The organism is Miniphocaeibacter massiliensis (genome assembly GCF_900232905.1).
Taxonomy (GTDB): Bacteria; Bacillota; Clostridia; order Tissierellales; family Peptoniphilaceae; genus Miniphocaeibacter; species Miniphocaeibacter massiliensis.
In genome coordinates this window covers 557,551-581,793 of record NZ_OCTQ01000001.1, presented here as the reverse complement: position 1 = coordinate 581,793, position 24,243 = coordinate 557,551, and the positions used below count along the sequence as shown (strand labels likewise).

Here is a 24,243-nt window from a genome sequence, read left to right as displayed (position 1 = left end):
GGTATTATTTCTTATGTTTAACTTAATAAGATGTCAATGAAAAATTTAGACGTAAAACTTTATAAAATGAAAATAAAAGAAGGTAAGGAAGATTTAGCTAGGAAATGGATACAGTTTATTGTAGATAATAAAGAAGAAGCTCAATTGACATTGGAAGCTGAAAATACATATTTAGAATCTTACTTTTTAAATGTAGAAGATGGAAATATGTTTATTTATCTATTTATGGCTTCTGATGACACTGAATATGCCAATATGATTGCAGGAAATAGCAAAGATGATATTCATTTGAAGTTTTTTGATTATTCTAATAAATGTGTTGACAGAGAGTATTGTGAGATTATTAACTGTGATTTTTATATTAATAATTTTTAAAATTTTAAATAATATTATTAATAGTTAAAAATCACCACATTTTAATTAAGATTATTTAAATATGGCAATTTGCTATTATAGTTAAAATTTAAAATCCTTTTTAAAGATATTTATAAATATAGTGTTTTCCTGAATTATTATAATATATAAGTTATGTTTTTGTTTTATTACAGATATAGTAGAATATTTATATTATGTAAATTTGAAAAGGAAATGATTGTATATGAATTTGTTAAAAAGTGAACGAGTAAAAATATGTTTTTTATTTATTTTTATATTTAGTCTTGTTTGTACATCTTGTTCAGAAAAAAAAACATCTAAATTATCTGAAAGTTCTACAATTCCAAATATATATGAAAAGACAAATGTGCCAACGCTATTTGTTCATGGTTATAAGGGTACAAAAAATTCATTTGGTCAAATGATTAAAAGATTGGAAAAAAAAGATTATACAGAAAAAGAACTTATATTAACTGTAAGTTCTGAAGGTGAAGTTTCTTCTGAAGGTGAACTTTCAGGTGAAGCCAATAATCCATCTATTCAAATGATTTTTGAAAATAATCAAGGTGACGAGTGGAGTCAAGCTAAGTGGATAAAGAATTGTTTGGAATATCTTAAAGAAAAGTACAGTGTTGAAAAGATGAATTTAGTTGCTCATTCTATGGGAGGGGCAAGTATATTTAGGTATTTTACTCTTTATGGAAATGAAGATTTACCAGTTGTTGAGAAATTTGTTCCAATTGCTACTCCTTTTAATAATTTTGTTGAGTTAAGCAAAGGAGAAACTTTAGATTCTGTTATAGAAAATGGTCCTACTATAAAAAGTGAAAGATACAATGACTATGAAAAAGGAATAGGAAATGTTCCTAAAAATATGAAAGTTTTAGTTATAGCTGGAGACGTTGAAGATGGTTCTTTAGGGGATGAAGCTGTACCTATGGCTGACGCTTTAAGTATAGTAAATTTATTTTATTCAAATGGAATTGAAGTTGAACACCAAGAATATTATGGTGCTGATGCTCAGCATAGTCGTTTACACGAAAATGAAGAAGTTGATAAGAGAGTTGGAGACTTTCTTTGGAAGTAGGATTTTATAAAGAGGACTAAAGTTTTAAGTGAAAACAGCATTGCTATTTGTGGAGTAATTGCATAATTTGTAGTGCTTATTTAAATAAGAAGAAACCTTGTCCAGGGTGTAGAGCGCCAAAGGAAGAGCATACAAGAAAAAGTTGTGCAAATTGTTTAAAGAAAAAATGTGCAGTTGAAAAAGGACTTAACTACTGTTTTGAATGTGATAAATTTCCGTGTAGTAAAATTAAGAGTTTAAATAAAAGATACTTAGAAGATTATAATATAGATATAATTGAAAATAGTAAGAAAGCTAAAGAAAATACGAAGAAGTTTTTAGAAGAACAAGTAGAAATTTATACTTGTAAAGAATGTGGTGGGGTTATAGATGTGCACCATAAAAAGTGTAGTGATTGTGGTGTGGAGTTTTAGAAAATAATAAGACTATAAAAGATTAGAGAAAACAGCCAATTGGCTGTTTTTTATATTGAGATAAAAAATATATTATAGTATGATATAAAATATATAGAAAAGTTTTACTGATTCAAAGAAGAATTAAATGGAGGAAGAATGTATGGAAAATAATAATGATAAAAGTAGCCTGAGTTATAGTAAAAAATTAAATGAGAAAATAGATATCATAATTAGACAAGTTGATAAGATTAAAAAGGAAGAAAAATTACAGGATAATAAGGTAGATATATTAGAAATTATTTTTTTAATTCCAGGTGTATTGAGTATATTAGTATTAATTTTGATACCATTTTTAGTTGTATTAGATAAAGTATTTATGAGATTATTAGATAAAAATTTTGGAAGTAATTCATTTAAATTGATAGACTCAACTGTTAAACTTTATGATAATTTTAACATTGTTAAAATGGACTACTCACCTAAACCATGGCATATAGTTTGTGCTATGATAATAGCAAGTTTAACAATTTTTAAAATTATCAAGAAAGTAAAAAAAACAGAGAAAGCTTTTATAAAATCATATGTATGGCATGAAAATATAGAAATTATAATTATAATTATTCTTCATTTCATGTTACTTATAATCATACCAATAATTATGGTTACAATGGATATCTTACCAAGATTAGAAAAGCTTATAGATTCTGGAGATATATCAGCACTAGCATCGATATTTATATTTATAAATTTTATTTCTTCGATTATTTATATAGGTATATTTTTTGTAAATAATAAACTAAAGTATAAAATTAGTTTTTTTGATATACATGTTCAAGATATTATACTATCTAAATATACAATAATAATATACCTAATAATATCTATTGTAATATATATTATTACTACATTTAATTTAGATAGATTTAATATTATAGTATTTTTGTTACTACACATTTTAAATTTTGTTTTATTAGTATTTTTATCTTGGAAATTTAACTTTAAAAAAAATTATTTTCAAGATAGGATATATGGGAAAAAACTTATACAAGTATATGCAAACAATTATAGTCATATTTTGGATTCTACAATTGTATTTCCAAGAATAAAAAAGAATGATTTTAAAAATATAAAAAAGTTTATTTCTGATAGTAGAATTTACTATGTGGATTTATCAGATATTAATGGAGAACTATATTCTATTAGAACACCTTATTATTCATTAAAAGGTAGAGGAATTGATAAAAATGGATTTTATATAAGTTTGCCTATTGACAAAAATTTTAACAATAAATATTTAAGAGTTAAATTTACTATGAAAAAAGATGAAAAAAAGTATTTAAGGTATGTTTTAGATATCAAAATAAGATATAGGTATGGAGATTGTATAATTGAAAGTAGTTCATTTAAATTAGTTAATATAAAAAGAAAAGAAATTAAGTCGAAAATAACAAAGTATGATTTAAACAATATTGAAAAAAAAGACGAGATAATATTAGAAATTCCAACAGCTATTTTATATAGTAATTATGCATCCATATCAAATATTAAAATAAAAATAAAAAATACAATTAAAGAAATAGAAAAATCCAAAAAAATTGATGATGAATATTTGAAAAAATTAGAGAATATAATAGGAAAAATAGAAAAAATAGTTAAAAGTGATAATGATTGTTCAGATAAGGAAATGGAATCTATAAAAACAGAGTACAAATATGTAAAAGTAGAAGATGAAGTTAATATAACTGAATGTGAATACACAAAAACAGAAAGAAGTTTTAGAAAATCGAATAAGCTATCTGTTATAAATGATATTAGAGATTTAAAGAAGTGTATAAATAAAAAAATATCTAAGGAAGAATATAATATATTAAGTGATATTTTTAAGGGAATAATAGAAGTTTTATATAAGTATAATAATAAATCAAAAGTAAGTACAAATGGAATTATTATAGAGAAAGACGATAAAACAGATCAACGAAATACTTTATTAATAGATCAAAAATTTGGAACTGGAAAAACATTGGCTATTGTAAATGCTATGTCAGAGTTAAAGAAAAATACTGCACGTATATCTTTTTATGAGGAACCAATAGACATTGATAAGGTATATAAGATTTTTTCAAATGTAAAAAAATCTTATATTGAAATTGGGTTTGGAAATAAAATAAATTATTTTTTTAAAATTATAAGGAAGGCATTTAGTTATCCTATAATATTATTATATGCTTTTTCTGTTCTTGCTGCTGTAATCATTTCCGGAAGCTCTATGCTTGAAAAATTAAATAAATTAACTATTCTCGATGAAGTTAAAGATATAATTTTAAATTATTATGTTGTAAAATATACAGCATTAATTATCTTAATGGTAGTAATTATAAATTATATACCAGAAATAATTAAAATTGTTCATAAATCTTCAAATAATTATATAGATTTTTATTTAGAATTAACAACAGAATTAATGGTTTCAGGAAATATTGTTTTAATGGTAGAAGATATAGATAGAATGAGATCTGAAGATATGTTTGATGTGGTATCTTTGATATCAAATTATAATTTTCACTTAGAAGAGTTAGGAAGTGATATTTGTAATATAGTATTATCTGTAGATAAAGAAAAATTTGAAGAAAAGTTAGATAGTATATATGATAAAGGAAAAAGTAGTAGAGACAATAATATAACAAACTATATTATACTTAACAATAGAAGGTTTAATAGTATAGGAATTAACAGGATAAGTAGTATGAAAAATAATAATATAAGTGAAGGGGTAAATACTTTTATTGAAAAAACTATTTATAGAACTATTAAAATTAATAACGATATTATAAAGGAATATACAGAAGCTCTTAGTTCATTTATTACTAAATATAATGAACAAATTGAAGAAGAAAAAGACAAAAAATATGTTAATTTTAATGAGAATACTACTTCTTTACGAGAAGTCAGAAAACAATATAGAGAACAGATTGAAAGACAAATTTAGAAATATATTTAAATAAAAAATAGTTAGTCTTAAATGGACTAGCTGTTTTTATATCCAATTAAATGGGTTTATCATTTCTAGAATAACTTCTAAAAATACAGCCAAGAATGTTTCTTTTACTACACCTTTTGTATTTTTTCCTTTTATTTTTCTATGTATTACCTTTACTAATGAAATTACTATGCAAACTATTAGGTATAGACCTATGACAAGTGCACCAACTTCTATAAAGAACATCATTTTTTCTTTCATATTTATTTTCCTTATTTTAGATTATGTTTTATTTTACTATAATTAATATGCTAAGTAAATATTTTGTTTTTTATGGTAGGATTATAGATATATTAAGTAAGTTAAGGAGTTTTTATGAATATTTTACTTGTTGAGGACGACAAAGAGATTAGTGAGATGGTTGAGTCTTTTTTAGTTTCTGAAAATTTCAAGGTTAGTTGTGCTTTTGATGGTGAAAGTGCTATTAAGCTTTTTAATAGTAATAGTTATGACATTGTTTTGTTAGATTTAATGATTCCAAAGGTTTCTGGGCTGGACGTTTTAAAGGAGATTAGAAAACAGAGTCACGCTCCTGTTATTATTATGTCTGCAAAGGACAGTGATTCTGATGTTGTGTTAGGGCTTGGTCTTGGTGCTGACGATTATGTTACAAAGCCTTTTTCTATTTCTCAAGTTTTGGCTCGTATTAAGGCTACTTTAAGAAGAAGTAACGTGTATTCTGGTAGTTTAAAAGAAGAAGTGTCTAGTTCTAGTTTGTTAAGTCACGGTGATTTGGTTATGAATTTAGAGGACTATTCTGTTTTAAAGGGTAATGTTACTCTTGATTTAACTGCTAAGGAGTTTGCTATTTTAAGGCTTTTTATGGAAAATCCTTCTAGGGTTTATACTAAGGAGCAAGTTTATTCTAGTATTTGGGAAGATGATTATTTAGATGATGAAAATGCTTTGAACGTTCATATTAGTAGGCTTAGAACAAAGATTGAGGATAATCCACGTTCTCCTAAGCATATTGTTACTGTTTGGGGAATAGGTTATAAGTTAGGTAAGGGCGATGAATAGTAATTTGATTATTTTTTTCTTATGTATTGTTATTGTTTGTTTGGTTTCTTTTGTTTTTTATCAAAGGTATAGGTTTAAAAATACTATTTTTAAAGAAATTGAAGAGATTATTTCTAGTTTAGAAAGTATTATTGATGTTAATGATAGTGAAAAGGTTATGGTTTTTACTGACAATGATATTTTAAAAAGGTTACTTTCTGAAATTAACAGGTTACTTGATTTTCAACGGGAGTTAAGGTTTGAGTTTAATCAGTTTGAAAGTTCTTCTAAGAAGATGTTTTCTAATATTTCCCATGATATTAAAACTCCTATGACTGTTATTTTAGGTTATTTGGAGATGATGCTTTTACAAGATAATATTAGTAAGGAAACTGTTTTAAAGGTTGAGTCTAAGGCTAAGGAAGTTATAGAGCTTATTAATAAGACTTTTACTCTTGCAAAGCTTGAAGCGGGAGATACTAAGATGAATATATCTAGGGTTAATTTAAATGAGGTTTGTAGGGAAAGTATTTTAGATTTTTATGATATTTTAACGAGTAAAGATTTTGAGGTTGATATTAATATTCCTGAAAGTTCTATTTATACTATGGGAGATATTTCTTTTATTAATCGTATTTTGTTTAATTTGATTTCTAATGTTATTAGGTATGGTTATGACGGAAAGTATTTAGGTCTTAAGCTTTACGCTGATAATAGTTTTTCTTATATTGAGGTTTCTGACAAAGGCAATGGGATTGATAAGCAGTTTGCAAGTAGTGTTTTTGACAGGTTATTTACTATGGAAGATTCTAGAAATAAAGAAATTGAAGGGAATGGTCTTGGGTTAACTATTGCAAAAAACTTTGCTAATAAACTTGGTGGTGATATTACTTTAAGTAGTACTCCTAGTGTTATGACTGTTTTTACGGTTAAATTAAAGAAATTAAGTTATTAATTATAGAAAGAAATTCGTAAGATTTTGTTAAGAGTTTAGAAAGTGTATACCTCTATAATAGTAGTAGAACAAAGGGGGGGAGTGTTAAGTGGATTATATTTTAAGAACTAATAAACTTTCTAAAAGTATTAAAAATAAAGATATTGTAAAAGATGTTAGCTTAAATATTAAAAGGGGTGAAATTTACGGGTTTTTAGGTCCTAATGGTGCTGGCAAGACGTCTATTATGAAGATGATTACAGGGATTTGGAAGCCATCTTTTGGTAGTATTGAAGTTTTTGGAAAAGAGATTACTCCTAAATCGTACAAATATTTAAAGAATATGGGAATTATTATTGAACAACCTGTTTTTTACGACCATATGAGTGGGTATGACAATTTAAAGATTCATTGTGAGTATATGGGTTTTTACAAAAAAGGTGCTATTGAGGAAACTTTAAATTTACTTGGATTAGTTGGTACTGGGAAAAAGGCAGTTAAAAGTTATTCTTTAGGTATGAAACAACGTTTGGGAATTGCTAGAGCTATTTTAACAAAGCCTGATATTTTAATTTTAGATGAGCCTACTAATGGGCTTGATCCTTCTGGTATGAAAGAAATTAGAGATTTATTTAATATGCTTTCTAAGGATTATGGTATTACTATTATGATTTCGACTCATATTCTTTCTGAAATTGAGGATATTGTCGATACTGTTGGAATTATAAATAGGGGCAATTTAATTAATGAAATTTCTATGATTGATATTGAAAGGGACAATGCTTCTTACATTGAGATTGAGGTAAATGACACTAAGGCTGCTACTTATATTTTAAGTGACAAGTTAGGGTTAAGTAATTTTAAAGTTATTGATAATTCTGTTATTAGAATTTACGAAGTGGATATTGAAACTAAGGATATTTCTAAAGTGTTAGCTATGAATGACATTGAGATTTCTAAAATTCAGAAAATTTCTGAGTCTTTGGAGGATTATTTCTTGAAAGTTACTCAGGAGGTAGACAGATAATGTTAAAGCTAATTAAGTTGGAATATAGAAAGAACAGGGCTTGGAAATATTTAATTAATGCACTAATTTTAACATTTATTTTGGGATTATTTGTATTTTCTATAGGATTTTTTGAAGATGCATCTCCTGGTAGCAAAGAAACTGTTGGTTTTTTAATTGAAATGATTACGAGTATGGCGTTTTTAGTTTTCACTGGTGTAATGATTTCTTCTTTTATAGTATCAGCCTATAAAAATAACACTATGGGGTTGATGTTCACATATCCTATTAACAGAAAGAAGATTTTAATTTCTAAGGTTATTGCTGTTTGGATAATTAGTTTTATTTGTTTACTTATATCTAAGCTTATAATTTATTTATCTATGTATGGTTTTTCAAATATATTAGAACCTAAAATGCCTTTAGGATATAATCTTAGCTATATTTCGTTTTACACTTATATGATATTTAAGTCTTTTACGACAGTAGCTACAGCTTTTCTTGCTCTACCAATTGGAATATTATTGAATTCTAGCAAGGCTGTTATAATTACATCCTTTATATTACTTGTTTTTTTAGAGGGAGATATTGGAGATTTTAGCCTTAGAGGGAATTCAGCTAATTCTATCATATTATCGTCCATTATTTTAACAGCTATTTCTATATTTTTTATAATTTTTTCTATAAGAAATGTTGATAAGAAAGATTTAGTGTAGGTGAAAGAGCTATGTTTGATTTAATTAGATTGGAATGGAAAAAGAACAAAGCTAAGGGATATATAGTAAAAGCTAGTATTACTATTTTACTTCTAACAGCTCTAGTTTTACCTATTGCTTATGAAGATGTAGAAGAAACAGATAAAAGTATAAGTGGAAGAGATACTATTACAATGACTGTGGATACTTTTTCTGAAATGGGGTTTATAGTTTTTTCAGGAGTTATGCTTTCTTCTTTTATTGTATCGAATTATAAAAATAGAACTATGGAGTTAATGTTCACATATCCTATTAAGAGAAAGAAAATTTTAGCTTCAAAGATACTTTCAGTAGGAATTTTCAATTTTACAGGTCTTGTTATTGCTAAATTATTTATGTACGGACTGCTCTTGTTTTTTTCTAAGTATAAGGAATTTTCGTATCCTGCTAGATATGATATGGCAAGCTTTCTATTTTACGTTGATGTTATTGTAAGGTCTTTTTCAACAGTTTGTATAAGTTTTATAGCTTTATTTGTAGGTATGAAGTTGATGTCAAGTAAGGCAACCATTATAACTTCATTTTTATTATTTACTTTACTTCAAGGACAAATCGGAGATTTTACTTTATCGGATAATATTGTACTACCGCTTATACTTGCTTTTGTTGGTTTAGTTATAGCTGTACTTTCTATTAGAAAGGTTGAATCTAAAGATTTGATTTAATATATTTTACAAATAAAAAAATAAAGGTAAATATACCTTTATTTTTTTAATGGACTATTGTTTTTTGTTTTCATATAATATTCAAATATCATATTGGCGTATTCTTTATAGCCTAGTACTTCTGAAAATAAATTTATTATTTCTTCACATTTTTTTATTCCATTTTCATCACCTTTTTTTATTAAGACAAGTCCCTCTAAAAATACTGAAAAAGTATGAAATGGCATATATTGTAAAGCCGTAGCTTCATTTTTGTTGTTTTCATAATTTTCTAAGAGATTTTCAGCTTCGTATAAAAAGTTTCTGTTTAGTAATTCCATTATTAAATGAAGCATATAGTCTAGCTGGTATATTCTAGTATTTTTGTTTTTGATTATATGCAATGGTAATGTAGTAACCATTGATTTTATAGCATTATCATTGAAGTAGCCAAGGCAGTAAGTAGCTATAAAGAATTCATAAGTATACCAAACATCACATTTTGAAAGGTATTCTTGTATCGTATTAACATCTATTTCGTAGGAAGTTTTACAAAGAAGATTGGAGTAAATTTTAATTAGTATAGCATAATGTAAATACCTAGATTCGTTTTTTTCTAAGTGTTTTTTTTCGTATTTATCAATTAATTTTTGTATTCCTAAGTAGTCTTTTTTTATTCCTAAAAAATCAATAGTTAATTCTATTTTTTCAACTGAATCTTCAGAGTCATTTATTAATTTATCTGACATAAATTCGTCATAAGTTACATTTATTTTATTTAATAGTTCGTGGAAGTTAGAAAATTTTATGTCATTTTCATCTTTTTCAAATCTTCTTAAAAATTGTACTGAAACTATATTGTCAGCAACTTCTTTTGTTGTCATATTTTTTCTTCTCTTATTTCTTTAAATCTTTTTCCGAAATTATACATAACTAACCTCCAAACTGTAAGTATTATACTATATATAATTAAAAGAGGGAACATATAGTTTCTCTAGTATACTAAAATTTAATATTTTAAAACATTTTCGGATAAATAGTTTCTATAAAAAGAATATAAATTTTTTTATGTTACTATGTTAATAAGCTTTTAAAAGAGCTACAGATATTATATATTTTAAGGAGGAAGTTTTATGGATGGTATTAAAGAAGTTTTAGGAAATTTTTTGGACTGGATAGATCCTTATACTACGGGAATTAGTTTATTTGTCATTGCTATTTTTTGGATACTTATGGCTATAAAAATAGAAAAGGTAAAAAAACATGGTTCTGCTGAGGAAAAAATACTTCAAAAGAATATGATTATTGCAGGAGCTAGTGCAGTTAATGTTTTAATTACTTTATTTGTTGTTTTAAATGTCGCACTTTATATTATTAAGATAATTAAAGGTGATATTGAAAACTTTAAATCTATTGATATTGATTTAGTTATTTTGGCAGCTTTTAGTGCTATTTTTTATTTTAGTAGTATGCTTAGTTTAAAAAAATATGAAAATAATCCAGCAAAGAAGAAAAAGTTAATGGAAGATTATGCAAAAATGGCAAAATCTCTTATTGATGATGAGGAAATAAAATAGAATTTATTTGTATTATTTAAGCAACCTTTAAGGTTGCTTTTTTATTGCATAGATTATGTTTCATAAAAAACAAGATTGACTAATTTAGTATTTTAAGCTAAAATATGAGTAATATATTAGGTGTTAAATTTTTATCTAGGGGGATGGTTTATGGCAACAATAGAAGAAACTATAAAATATTATAGTGAAAAGGAGTATAATCATTTATCGGAAAAAGCTTATGATATTTTACAAGAGTTAATAGTAACTATGATTTTAAAGCCTGGAAAGTTATATTCTGAAGCAGAGCTTAGTAGTATGCTTGAAATAGGGAGGACCCCAGTTAGGGAAGCCATAAAAAAATTAGAAGATACTATGCTTTTAGAAATTGTTCCAAGGTCAGGAGTGAAAATATCAGAAATAAGATTAGAAGATTTTTATCTTCAGATGGAAGTTAGAAAATTAGTTGAAAGATTAATTGTACAACGTGCTACTAAGTTTTCTACAAATAGTGAAAAAGTTAGATTTAAAGAATTATCTGAAGAATGGAAAACTGCTACGATAAATAAAGATAGTGATTTAGCTGTTAGAGTAGATGATGAATTTCACCGTTTAATGATAGATTGTGCTAGAAACCCATATGCTAAAAAAGCTATAGCTCCATTTCATCTACAAGAAAGACGTTTATTTTATATAGAATATGATTCAGGAACAGAGTATATAAAAGCAATTAATGATGCTCATTCAAGGTTGATGTTTGCAATATCACAAGGAAAAGAAGAAAATGCTGCTTTAATTTTTGATGAAATGATGGAGAATATTGAATTATTAGGTACGAAATGGCTTAAATTTTAAGTGTTTTATATTTATAAAGCATCTTTTTTGTTAAGATTATAAAATAAAAAAGTCGCTTATCTACGACTTTTTATATAAAAATTTATTCCATTTTCAGTATCTTCAATTAATGAATTCTTGGGAGATTTAATTATTAATATAATCCAGTAAAAATCTCCAACACATGAGCCGGCATGTACTGATGCAAGTAATACATATTCAGATACTGTAATTATATTCAAAATAAATAAAGTAGTTAGTATTGCTGTAATTATTACAAAAGGTGCTAAACTTATACAAGCAAACTTTCCTTTTGTATAGTATGAACCAGGGCTTGTAGCATAAGCAAGTCCATTTTTGAATCCAAATTTCACTTTTCCTTTTAAATTAAATAGTTTAAAAAAAAGACCGTGTATTAATTCGTGTATGATTATTATTGGGAATAGCATAATTAGACTAATAATTGTTCTACCTAAATTAAGTTCATAATCTTTGAGTATTAAATTATTATCTATTTTAATAGAAATAAAAGAGAATATTCCTATAAAAATGACTATTAAAGGTATTGATAGTAGATTTAAAATAATAGCTATTTTCTTGTTGTTCATAATGTCTATTTGTTTTATTAGTTTCATAATTATTTCCTTTCTATAATATGATTATATATTATTTGATGTGATAGGTAAAATAAGTATATTTTATTTGATTTATTCATTTATTATTTAAAGGAAATAATTAAAAGCACTTATGCATTGCATAAGTGCTTTTAATTTAAACTATTCCAAACAAATTTAATGCCATATATACCATAAATATTGGCAATATGTAATAAAAGAGAGGTTTCATCCAGTTGTATATTCTTAATTTTGACTTTGGATCTATTCCTTCATTTACATCAATCATGAAATTTTTCCATTTCCATTTCATAGGTAAGTAAAAAGCCATAAATAGTGGACCTACTATTAAGAAGAAATTACATGCTATAAAATCTACAGCGGTAAATAAATCCTTACCAAAGATAGTAACTCCATCAAATAATCCTGTGTAGCTAAAAGTAATAGGAATACCTAGAATAAAAGCAGTACCTACTACTATTGTTGCAATTTTTCTTTTAGACATATTTGTGTGAAACATTTCTTTAATATTTCCTATCCAAGCTTCCCTTCCACCAAATTCTGATGTTAAAGCAGCAAATAATACTAAAATAAAGAACAAAGTACCAAAGAGTTGCCCTGCAGGCATTTCTGCAAAAACTGTAGTCATTGTTACAAATAGCAATCCTTGACCTTCTGTAGGAGCTAGTCCGTAGGCAAAAACTGCAGGAAATATTACCAAACCTGCGAGAAGTGCTGCTACTGTATCCATTATAGCTACTTTTGCAGTACTTCCAACTACATCACTATCCTTAGGGTTCATATAACTACCATACATCCAACTAACAGCCATTCCTATTCCCATAGAGAAAAATATTTGACCAGCTGCAGCTAAAAAAGTTCTTCCAGTGATTACTGAAAAATCTGGTTTTAGGTACCATTTTACTCCTTCAATAGCACCTGGAAGAGTAAGGGAGCGTATTGCAAGTATTATCATCATTAAAAATAGAGTAGGCAACATCCAACTACAATATTTTTCTATACCTTTTTGAAGATCTTTACTTACAACTAACCAAACTAAAAATTCAAATATAAAGAAACATAATATACCAAATATAGGGTTAGCTCTGTAACCTTCAAACATTGTTTGAGCTTGTTCTGCTGATACACCCTTGAAAGTTCCTATCATAAATAAAAATGCATACCCAAGAATCCAACCTTTTAGAATACTGAAAGTAATCCAAGCGAATAAATTATATATGTTACCAGATATTCCTATTATTCTCCAAGGACTTTTCTTGCCAAACAATTTTGCTGATCCAGGAATAGGGGAGGCTTGAGATTTTCTTCCAAGTGTTATTTCCATTATCATTAAAGGTAGACCTATTAAGATAGTACACAAGATATAAACTAAAACAAATGCACCACCACCATTTGTTCCAACCATATAAGGAAATCTCCAAAGATTTCCAAAGCCTATTGAAAATCCGGCAGTAGCTAAAATCATTCCGAACTTAGAACCCCAAGAACCACGTTTTTTTTCTTCCATAATTATCCTCCTTACTTAGATTTGATTTTTATGCCATTCTTTAAATTCGCAAATATATTTTTGAGCAGTAGGAGCATTGCAATGTCCTCCTCCTGCAGTACAAAGTAGACCTCTATCCATACTTCTACCTATTTCATCAGCAACATCTATTACTTCATGATAAGGTAAAACAGGATCAGTATTAGCTCTTGCTAATTCTGCAAATGTTATTGCCATAGCAACTGTTGTAGTTACTCTACTTCCACAAGGTTGCCAGAAACCGCCTGGAATTGTATCACAAGGCCAACCTATAGCCGACTGCATAGCTAATGAGGCAGAAGCTTCAATTTGTTCAGGTGTTGAACCAATCATTTCTGAAAGACCAGCAGCTGCCATTGACATACATACACCACATTCTCCAGCACAGCCTATTACTTCACCAGTAGGATTTGTCCTTGCATAACTTATGGCACCAACACCTGCGGCTACAAATAACGCTCTAATTAAATCATCTTTTTTATATCCATTCAATTCTTGTACTGCTGATAGTACTGCATATACAAAACCTCCACCAGTACCCATAGGACCAGGAACAAAAGGTATACCTGGTATTGCTGCTTGTGCAGCATAGGCATATTTTAGAGCCAAAGTTATTACATTTCCACATAGGGGATTTTTATTTTCGGAGTATTCTGACCACTCCTTATACTTGTTTCCTGTAAAAGAAAATTCTCGTACGATTACATCTTCTTCGTATATAGCATGAGTTTGTCTATGCATATACTTTCTAACTTTTTCCATATAATTGAGTATTTCTTCACGATTCCATCCAGAGGAATTAATTTCATATTGAATAGCTATTTCTGCAAGTCCCACATTTTGCTCTTTAGCAAGTTCTATCCATTTTGTCATAGAATCAAATAGAGCAGGCTTTTTTTCTTTTCTAGTAGCAACAGGAAGAATAGGTTTCATTATAGCAAAATCATATTCATTAAGAATATTTTCTATTCCTTTAGGTTTATCAGAAGTTTTAAACCAATGTAAAACCTTTTCAGAACTTGTATTTAATCCGCTTTCAAAAATATCAATATTTTGTAGTTTTAATTCTAATTCTCTATGGTTTATTTCGCCATTTTCGTCAAATATCAATACTACATATGTATCACCTTGTCCTTGAAATGGATATCCGTTTACAAGAACAGTTTCTATCATTCCACCACCAATAGAATTAGCAACTATAGATGATTCTTTACCACTTTTAGATTTTAAAATAAATTTAAGTGAGTTAAGGTGAGGACTTTCCTTCATTTCACAAAAATCAAATTTATAATTTATTCCTTCTTTTTTACAAATTTCTTTTACATCAAAAAGTCTGCTATCATCAGGTAGGAATCCTAGTGCGCCTGCAAGCATTCCCAAATCTTCATTCATAGACCCAAAAGTACCAACAAAGGACCCTTCAGTATCCATTTGTATAGTTATTTCTACAGGTTTTTCTCCTAAAATAGAATTACATAAATAACCCATTCTACAAGGAGCAGCAGTGTGTGAACTTGACCCTGGTTGCATAATTGGACCGAAAACATCGTTAAACAAATCAGGGTATAGTGATAATGTCATATATATTCTCCTTTCATATATTTAACAGCAAATATTAAGATATCTGTAATATATTAGTATTATATTATCACCATATTTTTAGATTGTCAATGTTATATTTATATCTATTTTTGTAGTCAAAGTGAGATATTAAAGCTTAATACTAGAATTTAGAAATTATTAGTAAAAGTAAATTTGGACTTACTATATAAGCTTAAATAAGAGGACATTAAAAATAAATAAAGGTACTAGGGTAATTAATTACAAAAACAGGTAATAATAACACAAATTACCCTAGCAGAAAATAATAATTTTACTATATTAATCAAATAAATCTTTTAGTTAGGGATAATAGTATATATGAATATTCGTTAAATTCTAGGGTATTTTTATTAATGGGTAAGAATTAAATGAAACTAACTTAAAATATATAATTTGGAGGGACAAGTGAAAACTATAGAAGGCAGATTAAATTTAGGTGAAAACTGCGAAGAAATATGGCTTGCAGGCGGATGCTTTTGGGGGACTGAAGAATATCTTTCAAAAATTAATGGAATAGTTAACACGAACGTTGGATATGCTAATGGTATTACTGAAAATCCATCATACCAAGAAGTATGCTCTGGGAAAACAGGTTTTGTAGAAACCGTTTATGTTGTTTTTGATAAATCTATAGTATCTTTAGATTTTATTTTAGAACTTTATTTTAAATCAATAGATCCTACACTAATAAATAGGCAAGGAAATGATATAGGAAGTCAGTATAGAACAGGAATTTATTATTTGAATAAATCGTTTATAAAAATTATAGAAAAATCTATAAAAGATTTACAAAAACAGTATAATAATCATATTACTATTGAAGTTAAAGAACTTGAGAATTATTATTTAGCTGAAGATTATCATCAAAAATATTTAGAAAAAAATCCAGGTGGATATTGTCATATTCCAGAAATAATGTTTGAACATGCAAAAAATGCTAGTATGTATAATAGGAAAACTAAAGAAGAATTAGAAAATGAATTAACAGAATTAGAGTATAATGTTACACAAAAAAACATGACAGAACCTCCTCATAATAATGAATATAATGAAAACTTTGAAAGAGGTATTTATGTTGATATAACTACTGGAGAGCCATTGTTTTTATCTAATGATAAATTTGAGTCTGGCTGTGGTTGGCCAGCTTTTACAAGACCAATAAATGATAGTGTAATAACTGAGGTTAGAGATAAAAGTCATGGAATGGTGAGAACAGAAGTAAGAAGTAGTCTGGGAGATGCTCACTTGGGTCATGTATTTGAAGATGGTCCTAAAGAAAAAGGAGGACTTAGGTATTGTATTAATAGTGCTTCTTTGAGATTTATTCCATTTGAAAATATGGAAAAAGAAGGATATGGATACTTAATTGATTTTATATAATAGTAGAAAAGCTAAAAACTTTTGAAGTTTCTAGCTTTTTTTGTTTAAAAATTGAGATTGTTTATGTACTATATTTTTGCCTAAAATTGTTATAGCTTTTTTAGGACAAACATGGACACATCGATAACAAAGTGTACACTTATTCAAGTTATCAATTTGATTTAAAGAGTTTATATATAGATTTTTCATAGGACAATAAGCTATGCAATTATTACAGTTAATACATTTTTGATAGTCTATTTTTGGATATTTTTTATAAGTACTAGTCATTTTTTTAAACCAAAGTCTTTGACCAAGTAATCCAGCTATATGAGAAAATACTCCAAGACCTTGTTGAGTTTGACAGTTTTTACTGTATAAATTAGCAGATTTTTCTATTTTTAATTTAGTATTTTTTAGTAATTTATCTTCTTGCTCAGAGGATTTTTTTAATATTTTAACATCTATTATACAATCAGGCATTTTAATATGAAGTCCTCCTATAATAACAGCACCATATTTTTCTAATATTCTAGCACTACACCCAGTACCATCACCACTAAATAATCCCATAGTAGCAATTATAAATATTTTCTTTCCATAAAATAAACTACTATTTTCTAGTAAAAAGTCTTTTAGTATTAAAGGAAGGTTACTATAATAAACAGGATATGATAGAATAATTTCTTCAGATTTTTCAATTAAAGATTTGGCATTGGAATCTTCTATTGAGCACAAACTATAATCATTATTTAAATTTTTCAAAAAGATTTCTAAACATAATTTACTGTTTCCAGTACCACTAAAGTATAATCCTAGCATTTAACACCATTCCTTCCAAATAGAATCTATAGAGTGTTTAATTAACATATCATTTATTTTAAAATTATGAAATCTTACTAAGTAGGAATACCCTTGGATATATGCCCACAATTGTGTAAGAATAGTTTCCATGCTTACATTTAAACTTCTGTTCTCAATAGTTTCTTTTATAATGTCTATAAGTAATTTCATTCCTTGAGTTTCTAAATCACAAATCATGTTATTTTGTGAAGTTATAGGAGTATATTCACTTATAAACATTAAGTCATATAGATAAGGATAGTCTAATGAAAAATCTATATAATTTTTTGCCATTATAAATAACTGTTCTGTTAAACTTAAATTTTTGTTGTAATTATTTAATAAATAATTCGAAAATAAAAGTTCACCTTCATAAATTACATTCTTTAGCAATTCAGCATAATTTTTATAATGTCTATAAATTGCAGTAGGAGATATGCTTAATTCTCTAGCAATCATCCGTGTAGAAACTTTTTGGTATCCTTTTAAATTAATTAATTCAAAACTCTTTTTTAATATTTTGTTTTTTAAATCTACTTTATGATAACTCATAATATCATCTCCTAAACAAATGTTATCAATGTTAACATAGTGGTGTCAAGATATTTTAATATAAAATTTAAAGAAACTCATTAGAAATATTAAAAAAATTTAATAAGAATAAAATTTTTTATGAATTTTAACATATAAATTATAAATAAGTGTTATGATTGTAGTATGAATTAGCAAATTTTATATATGTATAAAAATTAATTTAAGAAAGAAGTGATTTTAGTGTATGATGTAATTATTTTAGGGGCAGGTCCAGCAGGTGTTAGTGCAAGTTTGTATTCTGCAAGTAGAGGATTAAAAACTCTTGTTATAGAAAAGGGAAACAGAGTTGGGGGAACCATAAATAACGTATCAAACATAACTCATTATGCAGGTTATCCTTCTGGAGAATCTGGTGAAAAACTAATAGATATATGGGAAAAACAATTACTAGATTCAGGTGTAAAACTAGTAAAAGATACAGTTACTGGAGTATCATTGAAAGAAGAAATTAAGGTTGTAAGTTGCCAAGAAAATTCTTATGAAGGAAAATGTGTAATTATAGCAACTGGAACTACACAAAATATTCCTAAAATAAAGGGTGAAGAAAAATTAATAGAAAAACATTTACATAATAATTCTTTTAAATATGCTAAAAATTATAAAAATGCAGTTGTAATTGGTGGTTCAGATGGAGCATCAAAAGAAGCTATTTATATATCAAAATATGTAAATCATGTTGATGTACTTGTTTTAGGAGACCATATAGAATGTGTAAATGAATTTTCGACACAAATAAAAAACATTGACAATATTACTGTTCACTTAAGTAGTCAATTAATTTCCATAGACGGAAAAGATAATATTGAAAAATTAAATATAGAAAATAAGACTACAAACAAAAATTATACTATTGAAAATGATAATATTGGAATTTTTTATTACATAGGTTCAAGTCCTAACACAGATCTTTTTAAAGAATTAGATAAAATAAAGGGTTATCTAAAGGTAGATGAGCATATGCAAACTTCTATTGAAGGAGTTTATGCTATAGGAGATGTAAGAGTAAAGCAGGTCAGACAAATATCAACAGCTGTGTCAGATGGAGCAATAGCTGCAATAGAAGCAAGTAAATATATATTGACTTAGATTAGTAATAAAAAGGCGTTCATAAAAGAGCGTCTTTTTTATTTAATAACTTAAATTGACAATTCAGGAAGTAAAATTAACATTTCAAGAAATAAATAAAATAAATGGGAAAAATAATATAATATATTTAATATATACATAAATAAAAATCAAAGGAGAGATATATATGGAAGACTTATCATTATCACAAGAATTTTTTCTTTTATCATTAAATGAGAAAGGAAAAATTTCTTCAATTAACACCGACCTTAATGTTTGTGTTGTAGCATCAGCTTTATTTGAATTGTCATTAAGGAATATTGTAAAAATAGAAGATAAGAAAACGGAAGTTATAGAAGAACTGCCACAAGATATGGAATATTTACTATCGTTTTATAAATACTTAAAAGAAAAGGTTAGAAAGATTAATAATATTATAAGTGATTACACACAATCATTTTCTGGTAAAAAAATATATAATTTATATTATGATTTAGGACAATCTTTGTATAAGAATAATATTGTTGATTTTAAAGAAAAAGGGAAGTTAGATTCTATGGATATTTTTATTCCTAAAAAATCTATAGTAGAGAACATTATTAATGAAATAAAAAAAGAGCTTTTAGGAAGTGAAAAATTAGATGTAAAAACAGTAGTACTCACTAATTTATTAGACAAAAGTCACCAATTAAAGCAATATTTTTCTTCTTATGAAAAAAAAGATTTGAAAAATAGATTGAAAGAAATAAAAAATTCAGAAGAAAACAAAATGATACAAGACATGCTTTCTTATATTGATTTCCTTACAACAGTAATATTTGTACCTTATATGAGTTAAAATAAAAAAACCTACTATATGGTAGGTTTTTTGTTTATACTATAATTTAAATATAATATTATTATATAGGAGTTATTATGAGAGAAAATATTAATGAATTAATAGAAAAATATCAGGTTAGAAAATCTTATACTGAAAAGACTAAATTTATAGAATGGGTAGATGAAAAAACAAAATCTTTGGATTATAATTTAACAATTGATAAATATAGTAAAAAAGGTAGAAATATAATTATTGGAAATGTAGAAACATCAGAAATGATTTTTACAGCACATTATGATACACAAGCTAATTTTTTTATTCCAATGTTTATGGGGGTTAGCTGGTTTGGATTTATTCTAGGTCAATTATATTTATTGATAGCCATGTTTTTTATTCCGATTTTGACAAATATAATATTGTCTAAATTTGTAAATGATTTTATAGCTACATATATTTCACTTATAGTTTTAATTTTAGTTACTTTACAGATGCAGTTTGGATATGCAAATAAAAATACAGTTAATGATAATACATCAGGTGTTGCTACAATTTTTTCAATAATGGAAGATTTACCAAAGGAATTTAAAAACAAGGTTTCTTTTGTGCTATTTGATCAAGAGGAAATAGGACTTATAGGTTCAACAAATTTTAATAATAAATACAGAAATGTAATAGAAGAAAAACCTTTAATTAATTTTGATTGTGTTTCAAATGGAGATAATTTTGCATTTATTACTAAAAAGCATTTTAGAAACTCTAAATATAATAATTGTTTAAATTCTTCTATTGAAAAAATTATAGAAAAAGATTGTATTCGAAAAACATATTTTATAGGAAAAGCTATTAAATATGTTTACCCATCAGACCAATTGATTTTTAAAAATAGTGTAGGAGTTGCAGCTTTAAAAAAAGCACCTATACTTGGTTATTATTTAAGTGGTATCCACAATTCAAGAGATAAAGTATTTATGAAAGAAAATATAGAAATATTAAAAGACATTATGATTGATTTTATAAAGAATGAAAGATTAGAGGATATAGATGGATAAAAGTTTTAAATAAATAAAGAAAGAACTTGAAAATGAATGGATTGCAGAAAGTTTAAAAGGAAAAGTTGAATATCAACTTACTCTATACAGAAAATCACATGATAGAGCATATGGTAGAGTTACTATTTTACTGGATAAAGAAGTAAAGTTAAATACAAGTGATATTGAAAGTTTGGAAATATATGGTTATGAAAATACAGAAGAAGCATTAGAAGATGGTAGGTTCATGCACTATGATTTTTATATTAGTTACTATGAGTATATAAATAATTCTATATATGATAATATCAACTCTGATAATGCATTAATTAGATTATTTACTATTTTTGACAGAAGGATTGGAAAGAAAAAATTTAAAGAGTTAAAGAATATTTTAGTTGGAGAAACAAAATGGCTAGAGGAGTTTTATAATTTCAGATACTATAATGAGTAAAAAGAGATAGATAATTCTATCTTTTTTTTTATTAAATTTAATGTAACTATATTGTAACCGAATTTTAACTATATTGTAACTGTATCTTAACTACTTTGTAAACTTTATATCAATATTAAGTAGTATAATAAATTTACAAAATAAATTAAAGGAGGAACAAAAATGAAAAAGCGAATTTTATCTTTAGTATTGGTATCATTATTTATGTTAACAGCATTTATACCAGCAGCAAAAGCGAGTGAGGTAACACAAAATGAAAGACTAAATGTTACAAGAATTTTAGGTAGCGACAGATATAAAACAGCTGTTAAAGTTAGTAGACAAGAGTTTAGTATTTCTAAATATGCTATTATAGCTAGTGGAGAAGGATATGCAGATGCATTGACAGGAGGAACTTTATCAGTTTACATTAAAGCACCGATTCTTCTAGTTAGAAAGAATTACATACCAGAAGAAGTAAAAGAAGAACTTAAAAGATTAAATGTAGATGAAGTTTTTGTTCTAGGTGGAGAAGCGGTAATATCTAAAAAAGTTGTAGGAGATATTAAAAAAATAGTACCTAAAGTTCAAACTTTAGTAGGAGCAGATAGATATGGCACAGCATCTAAAGTAGCAGAAAAGAAATATGAGTTAACTTATGGAAGTCAAGCTATGGGAGACTCAAGTGTGGGATTTGATGGATATAATTTTGCAGAAGGTTTACCAGCAGCTCCTTTTGTAGGGCAAATGGAAGGTACTTACCTAATGCCATACAAACCAGGAGGTCTTTTACCGGAAATAGTAATTGGTAATATTGAAATAGAAGAAGAGAAAGAATTTCCAGAATATAATTATACTAGAATATCAGGAAACAATATTTATGGAACAGCAGTAGAAGTAGCAAAAAAATATAAAGAATATTTAAATAAAGATATTGATACTATAATATTAGTTTCAGGAACAAACTATCCAGATGCTTTAACATCAAGTGTGTTATGTGGAAATAGGAAAGCAGCAATATTACTTACAGAAGAAAAAAAATTATCTATAGAAACAAAAAACTATATACAAGAAAATAGAAATATAAAAAATATTGTTATAGTCGGGGGTGAAGCAGCTATTTCAAACAATGTAGAAAATGAACTAAAAAACATTAGATAAATAAAAAAGGAAGATTTAGTCTTCCTTTTTTATTTATATTTTATCTTTAACAATTTTAAATAAAAACCTATTCATTTTTATTGTCATCACGATTAAATGCCTCGATAAAATCGTTATAAGCATTTATGTAAGTTTCATAAAAGCCTGCATTAATATTTGAAGGATTATATGTTGGATGTTTAGCTTTTGAATTATAAACATATTCTGCAACTTTTAATGCCAATTCATGAGAACGTTTTTCGTAATCTGTCATTTTATCCACCTCCTTATATATATTGTAACATAGAGGAATTTAATATAGTGAAGTAAAGCAAAAATTTATTATATCAAATTTTATGTTTAATTTTTGAAAGTATTATATTGATCCATATTTATATTAGATATATTTTCAACTATACCATTTTTGGTATTAATAGTTAATAAGTTAGAACTGTCAACTTTATATGAATAACTAGCAGAAGTTCCATTTCTATTATAGTCTTCAGAAGTTAAATCTCCAGAGCCTAATATTTTAAATACTTCTTCTATTTTCATACCTTCTTTAACTTTTTTGGCTTGTGAAGAAGTTACAACAGTATCTTTGACTAATCCTAACTGTGTTTTACCAGAGACTTTATCGGAAGAGAAAAATACCGTAAGAGTTGCGATTGGACGGTTAGTTTCATAATTATAAGCACCTACACTTTTCTCTCCGTTTATATTCATAGAAACAGCAGGAGAAGATTCAACTCCTAAAATAGAATCCACCTCCGATTTAGTCATACCCTCTTCAATCTTTAAAAATTTTTGATAAAGTTCTTCATTGTAAAGTTCATTAGAATTAAAATTAGAACTAGACTCAGAAGGTTCTTCGGAAGTTGTTGCTTCTGTAATTGGCTCTGTAGTAGTTTCTGTTACAGCCACAGTAGTACTTGTTTCTTCTTTAGTTTCATCTTTCGAATTTTTATTACAAGCAGTAAAAGATAAAATTAAAACAATTATAATAGTTAATAAAAATAATTTCTTTTTCATAAATCCTCCTTAAATATTAATAATATATAAAAAGTATATATTATTATATAATACAACAAAAATGTAAAAATAACTATAATTAAATAAAAAATAATAGGCAGCAATTATTTAGGAATATAGGTATAAGATATATGTATATTAAATATTAGAAAAGGCATATGAAAAGAAAAACTATATGACTGTCAAGATTAAAGAATTGATAGAGTAAAACAATGTAATTTAAAATATAAATGCATAATTTGGAAGAGAGGATAGATCAGTCTTTTTTTAGTGCAAATAAAACTAATAATTTATAAATTTGTATAAATGTAAACATAAAATGTTTAAGGAGTGATTTACATTAAAAACATTGGGATATTATTAGTAAGTTTAAGATGAGAATCATATTCAAAAAATTAGCATAAATTACAGCAAAAAGATTTGAAAAAAGAAGAAGAGGTTAATTTTATAAAAATAGGAGATATTACTTACTATAATGAAGATTCGGAGCAAGAAGATAAAGTTACAGAAGAATGTATAAAAGAATGAAAAGAAGTAGAAAGTTT

The 24,243-nt window shown here is 26.4% G+C and carries 26 protein-coding genes; 17 read left to right on the top strand and 9 right to left on the bottom strand.

Annotated elements, in window-relative coordinates:
* The first annotated feature begins 36 nt into the window (after positions 1-36).
* From CS899_RS03025 to CS899_RS03010, 4 genes are all read left to right on the top strand, one after another.
* Complete coding sequence (locus CS899_RS03025; RefSeq protein WP_099203467.1) at positions 37-375, top strand: DUF6176 family protein; 339 nt, start codon at positions 37-39, stop codon at positions 373-375.
* Between the two features lie 223 nt (positions 376-598).
* Positions 599-1,462 (top strand): alpha/beta hydrolase, encoded by an 864-nt coding sequence (locus CS899_RS03020; protein ID WP_099203466.1) that lies wholly within the window; start codon positions 599-601, stop codon positions 1,460-1,462.
* A gap of 47 nt (positions 1,463-1,509) precedes the next feature.
* Positions 1,510-1,875, top strand: a complete 366-nt coding sequence (locus CS899_RS03015) for a DUF3795 domain-containing protein (RefSeq protein ID WP_099203465.1) — start codon at positions 1,510-1,512, stop codon at positions 1,873-1,875.
* A gap of 142 nt (positions 1,876-2,017) precedes the next feature.
* Positions 2,018-4,843: a hypothetical protein gene (locus CS899_RS03010; RefSeq protein WP_099203464.1), complete on the top strand. Its 2,826-nt coding sequence runs from the start codon at positions 2,018-2,020 to the stop codon at positions 4,841-4,843.
* A 48-nt stretch (positions 4,844-4,891) separates the two neighbouring features.
* On the opposite strand, the gene CS899_RS03005 is transcribed toward CS899_RS03010, so the two are convergent.
* Complete coding sequence (locus CS899_RS03005; protein WP_099203463.1) at positions 4,892-5,095, bottom strand: hypothetical protein; 204 nt, start codon at positions 5,093-5,095, stop codon at positions 4,892-4,894.
* Between the two features lie 114 nt (positions 5,096-5,209).
* On the opposite strand from CS899_RS03005, the gene CS899_RS03000 reads away from it, so the two are divergent.
* From CS899_RS03000 to CS899_RS02980, 5 genes are all read left to right on the top strand, one after another.
* Complete coding sequence (locus tag CS899_RS03000; protein WP_099203462.1) at positions 5,210-5,914, top strand: response regulator transcription factor; 705 nt, start codon at positions 5,210-5,212, stop codon at positions 5,912-5,914.
* A complete protein-coding gene (locus CS899_RS02995) occupies positions 5,907-6,848 on the top strand; it encodes a sensor histidine kinase (protein WP_099203461.1) in 942 nt (313 codons plus the stop codon). Before CS899_RS03000 ends, CS899_RS02995 begins: the two co-directional genes overlap by 8 nt.
* An 88-nt stretch (positions 6,849-6,936) precedes the next feature.
* Complete coding sequence (locus CS899_RS02990; protein WP_099203460.1) at positions 6,937-7,854, top strand: ATP-binding cassette domain-containing protein; 918 nt, start codon at positions 6,937-6,939, stop codon at positions 7,852-7,854.
* Entirely contained in the window at positions 7,854-8,549 is a 696-nt protein-coding gene (locus CS899_RS02985; protein ID WP_099203459.1) for an ABC transporter permease, read from the top strand. The genes CS899_RS02990 and CS899_RS02985 overlap by 1 nt, the downstream gene beginning before the upstream one ends.
* 11 nt (positions 8,550-8,560) lie before the next feature.
* Positions 8,561-9,253: an ABC transporter permease subunit gene (locus CS899_RS02980; protein WP_099203458.1), complete on the top strand. Its 693-nt coding sequence runs from the start codon at positions 8,561-8,563 to the stop codon at positions 9,251-9,253.
* A 38-nt stretch (positions 9,254-9,291) separates the two neighbouring features.
* Here the strand turns inward: CS899_RS02980 and CS899_RS02975 are convergent, their stop codons facing one another.
* Positions 9,292-10,116 carry an Rgg/GadR/MutR family transcriptional regulator gene (locus CS899_RS02975; protein ID WP_099203457.1) on the bottom strand — a complete coding sequence of 275 codons (825 nt, stop codon included), beginning with the start codon at positions 10,114-10,116 and terminating at the stop codon, positions 9,292-9,294.
* A gap of 249 nt (positions 10,117-10,365) precedes the next feature.
* On the opposite strand from CS899_RS02975, the gene CS899_RS02970 reads away from it, so the two are divergent.
* Together CS899_RS02970 and CS899_RS02965 are read left to right on the top strand one after the other, a co-directional pair.
* Positions 10,366-10,809, top strand: a complete 444-nt coding sequence (locus tag CS899_RS02970) for a hypothetical protein (RefSeq protein ID WP_099203456.1) — start codon at positions 10,366-10,368, stop codon at positions 10,807-10,809.
* A 150-nt stretch (positions 10,810-10,959) separates the two neighbouring features.
* Positions 10,960-11,643 carry a GntR family transcriptional regulator gene (locus CS899_RS02965; protein ID WP_099203455.1) on the top strand — a complete coding sequence of 228 codons (684 nt, stop codon included), beginning with the start codon at positions 10,960-10,962 and terminating at the stop codon, positions 11,641-11,643.
* 56 nt (positions 11,644-11,699) lie between these two features.
* Here CS899_RS02965 and CS899_RS02960 read toward each other — a convergent pair whose 3' ends face one another.
* The 3 genes from CS899_RS02960 to CS899_RS02950 form a co-directional block, all read right to left on the bottom strand.
* Complete coding sequence (locus tag CS899_RS02960) at positions 11,700-12,257, bottom strand: DUF3267 domain-containing protein (protein WP_099203454.1); 558 nt, start codon at positions 12,255-12,257, stop codon at positions 11,700-11,702.
* Between the two features lie 136 nt (positions 12,258-12,393).
* Positions 12,394-13,764 carry a sodium-dependent transporter gene (locus CS899_RS02955; RefSeq protein WP_099203453.1) on the bottom strand — a complete coding sequence of 457 codons (1,371 nt, stop codon included), beginning with the start codon at positions 13,762-13,764 and terminating at the stop codon, positions 12,394-12,396.
* Between the two features lie 15 nt (positions 13,765-13,779).
* Positions 13,780-15,363: an L-serine ammonia-lyase, iron-sulfur-dependent, subunit alpha gene (locus tag CS899_RS02950; protein ID WP_099203452.1), complete on the bottom strand. Its 1,584-nt coding sequence runs from the start codon at positions 15,361-15,363 to the stop codon at positions 13,780-13,782.
* Between the two features lie 426 nt (positions 15,364-15,789).
* Here CS899_RS02950 and msrB point away from each other — a divergent pair, with 426 nt between their 5' ends.
* Positions 15,790-16,764, top strand: a complete 975-nt coding sequence (gene msrB / locus CS899_RS02945; protein WP_207204725.1) for a peptide-methionine (R)-S-oxide reductase MsrB — start codon at positions 15,790-15,792, stop codon at positions 16,762-16,764.
* A 30-nt stretch (positions 16,765-16,794) separates the two neighbouring features.
* Here msrB and CS899_RS02940 read toward each other — a convergent pair whose 3' ends face one another.
* Together CS899_RS02940 and CS899_RS02935 are read right to left on the bottom strand one after the other, a co-directional pair.
* On the bottom strand, positions 16,795-17,565 hold the full coding sequence (locus CS899_RS02940) for an EFR1 family ferrodoxin (RefSeq protein ID WP_099203451.1): 771 nt from the start codon (positions 17,563-17,565) through the stop codon (positions 16,795-16,797).
* A complete protein-coding gene (locus tag CS899_RS02935) occupies positions 17,566-18,138 on the bottom strand; it encodes a TetR/AcrR family transcriptional regulator (protein WP_099203450.1) in 573 nt (190 codons plus the stop codon).
* Positions 18,139-18,360: 222 nt separating this feature from the next.
* Between CS899_RS02935 and CS899_RS02930 the strand changes: the two genes are divergently transcribed.
* The 5 genes from CS899_RS02930 to CS899_RS02910 all read left to right on the top strand — a co-directional run bounded on the left by CS899_RS02930 (position 18,361) and on the right by CS899_RS02910 (position 22,687).
* Complete coding sequence (locus CS899_RS02930; protein ID WP_164995829.1) at positions 18,361-19,266, top strand: NAD(P)/FAD-dependent oxidoreductase; 906 nt, start codon at positions 18,361-18,363, stop codon at positions 19,264-19,266.
* 166 nt (positions 19,267-19,432) lie between these two features.
* Positions 19,433-20,083 (top strand): GPP34 family phosphoprotein, encoded by a 651-nt coding sequence (locus tag CS899_RS02925; protein ID WP_099203448.1) that lies wholly within the window; start codon positions 19,433-19,435, stop codon positions 20,081-20,083.
* A 77-nt stretch (positions 20,084-20,160) separates the two neighbouring features.
* Positions 20,161-21,114, top strand: a complete 954-nt coding sequence (locus CS899_RS02920) for a M28 family peptidase (RefSeq protein WP_099203447.1) — start codon at positions 20,161-20,163, stop codon at positions 21,112-21,114.
* A 13-nt stretch (positions 21,115-21,127) separates the two neighbouring features.
* Positions 21,128-21,547 (top strand): SF0329 family protein, encoded by a 420-nt coding sequence (locus tag CS899_RS11130; RefSeq protein WP_422879616.1) that lies wholly within the window; start codon positions 21,128-21,130, stop codon positions 21,545-21,547.
* 162 nt (positions 21,548-21,709) lie between these two features.
* A complete protein-coding gene (locus CS899_RS02910) occupies positions 21,710-22,687 on the top strand; it encodes a cell wall-binding repeat-containing protein (RefSeq protein WP_099203445.1) in 978 nt (325 codons plus the stop codon).
* A gap of 67 nt (positions 22,688-22,754) precedes the next feature.
* Here the strand turns inward: CS899_RS02910 and CS899_RS02905 are convergent, their stop codons facing one another.
* Both CS899_RS02905 and CS899_RS02900 read right to left on the bottom strand, forming a co-directional pair.
* On the bottom strand, positions 22,755-22,940 hold the full coding sequence (locus CS899_RS02905) for a hypothetical protein (protein WP_099203444.1): 186 nt from the start codon (positions 22,938-22,940) through the stop codon (positions 22,755-22,757).
* Positions 22,941-23,026: 86 nt separating this feature from the next.
* Entirely contained in the window at positions 23,027-23,698 is a 672-nt protein-coding gene (locus CS899_RS02900; protein WP_099203443.1) for a hypothetical protein, read from the bottom strand.
* Positions 23,699-24,243 lie beyond the last annotated feature (545 nt).

Coding starts and splice junctions, on each gene's coding strand:
- CS899_RS02985 (WP_099203459.1), top strand. CDS start 7,854: ATGTTAAAGCTAATTAAGTTGGAATATAGAAAGAACAGGGCTTGGAAA.
- CS899_RS03020 (WP_099203466.1), top strand. CDS start 599: ATGAATTTGTTAAAAAGTGAACGAGTAAAAATATGTTTTTTATTTATT.
- CS899_RS02920 (WP_099203447.1), top strand. CDS start 20,161: ATGAGAGAAAATATTAATGAATTAATAGAAAAATATCAGGTTAGAAAA.
- CS899_RS03000 (WP_099203462.1), top strand. CDS start 5,210: ATGAATATTTTACTTGTTGAGGACGACAAAGAGATTAGTGAGATGGTT.
- CS899_RS02965 (WP_099203455.1), top strand. CDS start 10,960: ATGGCAACAATAGAAGAAACTATAAAATATTATAGTGAAAAGGAGTAT.
- CS899_RS02910 (WP_099203445.1), top strand. CDS start 21,710: ATGAAAAAGCGAATTTTATCTTTAGTATTGGTATCATTATTTATGTTA.
- CS899_RS02975 (WP_099203457.1), bottom strand. CDS start 10,116: ATGACAACAAAAGAAGTTGCTGACAATATAGTTTCAGTACAATTTTTA.
- CS899_RS02940 (WP_099203451.1), bottom strand. CDS start 17,565: ATGCTAGGATTATACTTTAGTGGTACTGGAAACAGTAAATTATGTTTA.
- CS899_RS02950 (WP_099203452.1), bottom strand. CDS start 15,363: ATGACATTATCACTATACCCTGATTTGTTTAACGATGTTTTCGGTCCA.
- CS899_RS02995 (WP_099203461.1), top strand. CDS start 5,907: ATGAATAGTAATTTGATTATTTTTTTCTTATGTATTGTTATTGTTTGT.
- CS899_RS02955 (WP_099203453.1), bottom strand. CDS start 13,764: ATGGAAGAAAAAAAACGTGGTTCTTGGGGTTCTAAGTTCGGAATGATT.
- CS899_RS02980 (WP_099203458.1), top strand. CDS start 8,561: ATGTTTGATTTAATTAGATTGGAATGGAAAAAGAACAAAGCTAAGGGA.
- CS899_RS02970 (WP_099203456.1), top strand. CDS start 10,366: ATGGATGGTATTAAAGAAGTTTTAGGAAATTTTTTGGACTGGATAGAT.
- CS899_RS02900 (WP_099203443.1), bottom strand. CDS start 23,698: ATGAAAAAGAAATTATTTTTATTAACTATTATAATTGTTTTAATTTTA.
- CS899_RS03005 (WP_099203463.1), bottom strand. CDS start 5,095: ATGAAAGAAAAAATGATGTTCTTTATAGAAGTTGGTGCACTTGTCATA.
- CS899_RS02935 (WP_099203450.1), bottom strand. CDS start 18,138: ATGAGTTATCATAAAGTAGATTTAAAAAACAAAATATTAAAAAAGAGT.
- CS899_RS03010 (WP_099203464.1), top strand. CDS start 2,018: ATGGAAAATAATAATGATAAAAGTAGCCTGAGTTATAGTAAAAAATTA.
- CS899_RS02905 (WP_099203444.1), bottom strand. CDS start 22,940: ATGACAGATTACGAAAAACGTTCTCATGAATTGGCATTAAAAGTTGCA.
- CS899_RS02925 (WP_099203448.1), top strand. CDS start 19,433: ATGGAAGACTTATCATTATCACAAGAATTTTTTCTTTTATCATTAAAT.
- CS899_RS03025 (WP_099203467.1), top strand. CDS start 37: ATGAAAAATTTAGACGTAAAACTTTATAAAATGAAAATAAAAGAAGGT.
- CS899_RS02960 (WP_099203454.1), bottom strand. CDS start 12,257: ATGAAACTAATAAAACAAATAGACATTATGAACAACAAGAAAATAGCT.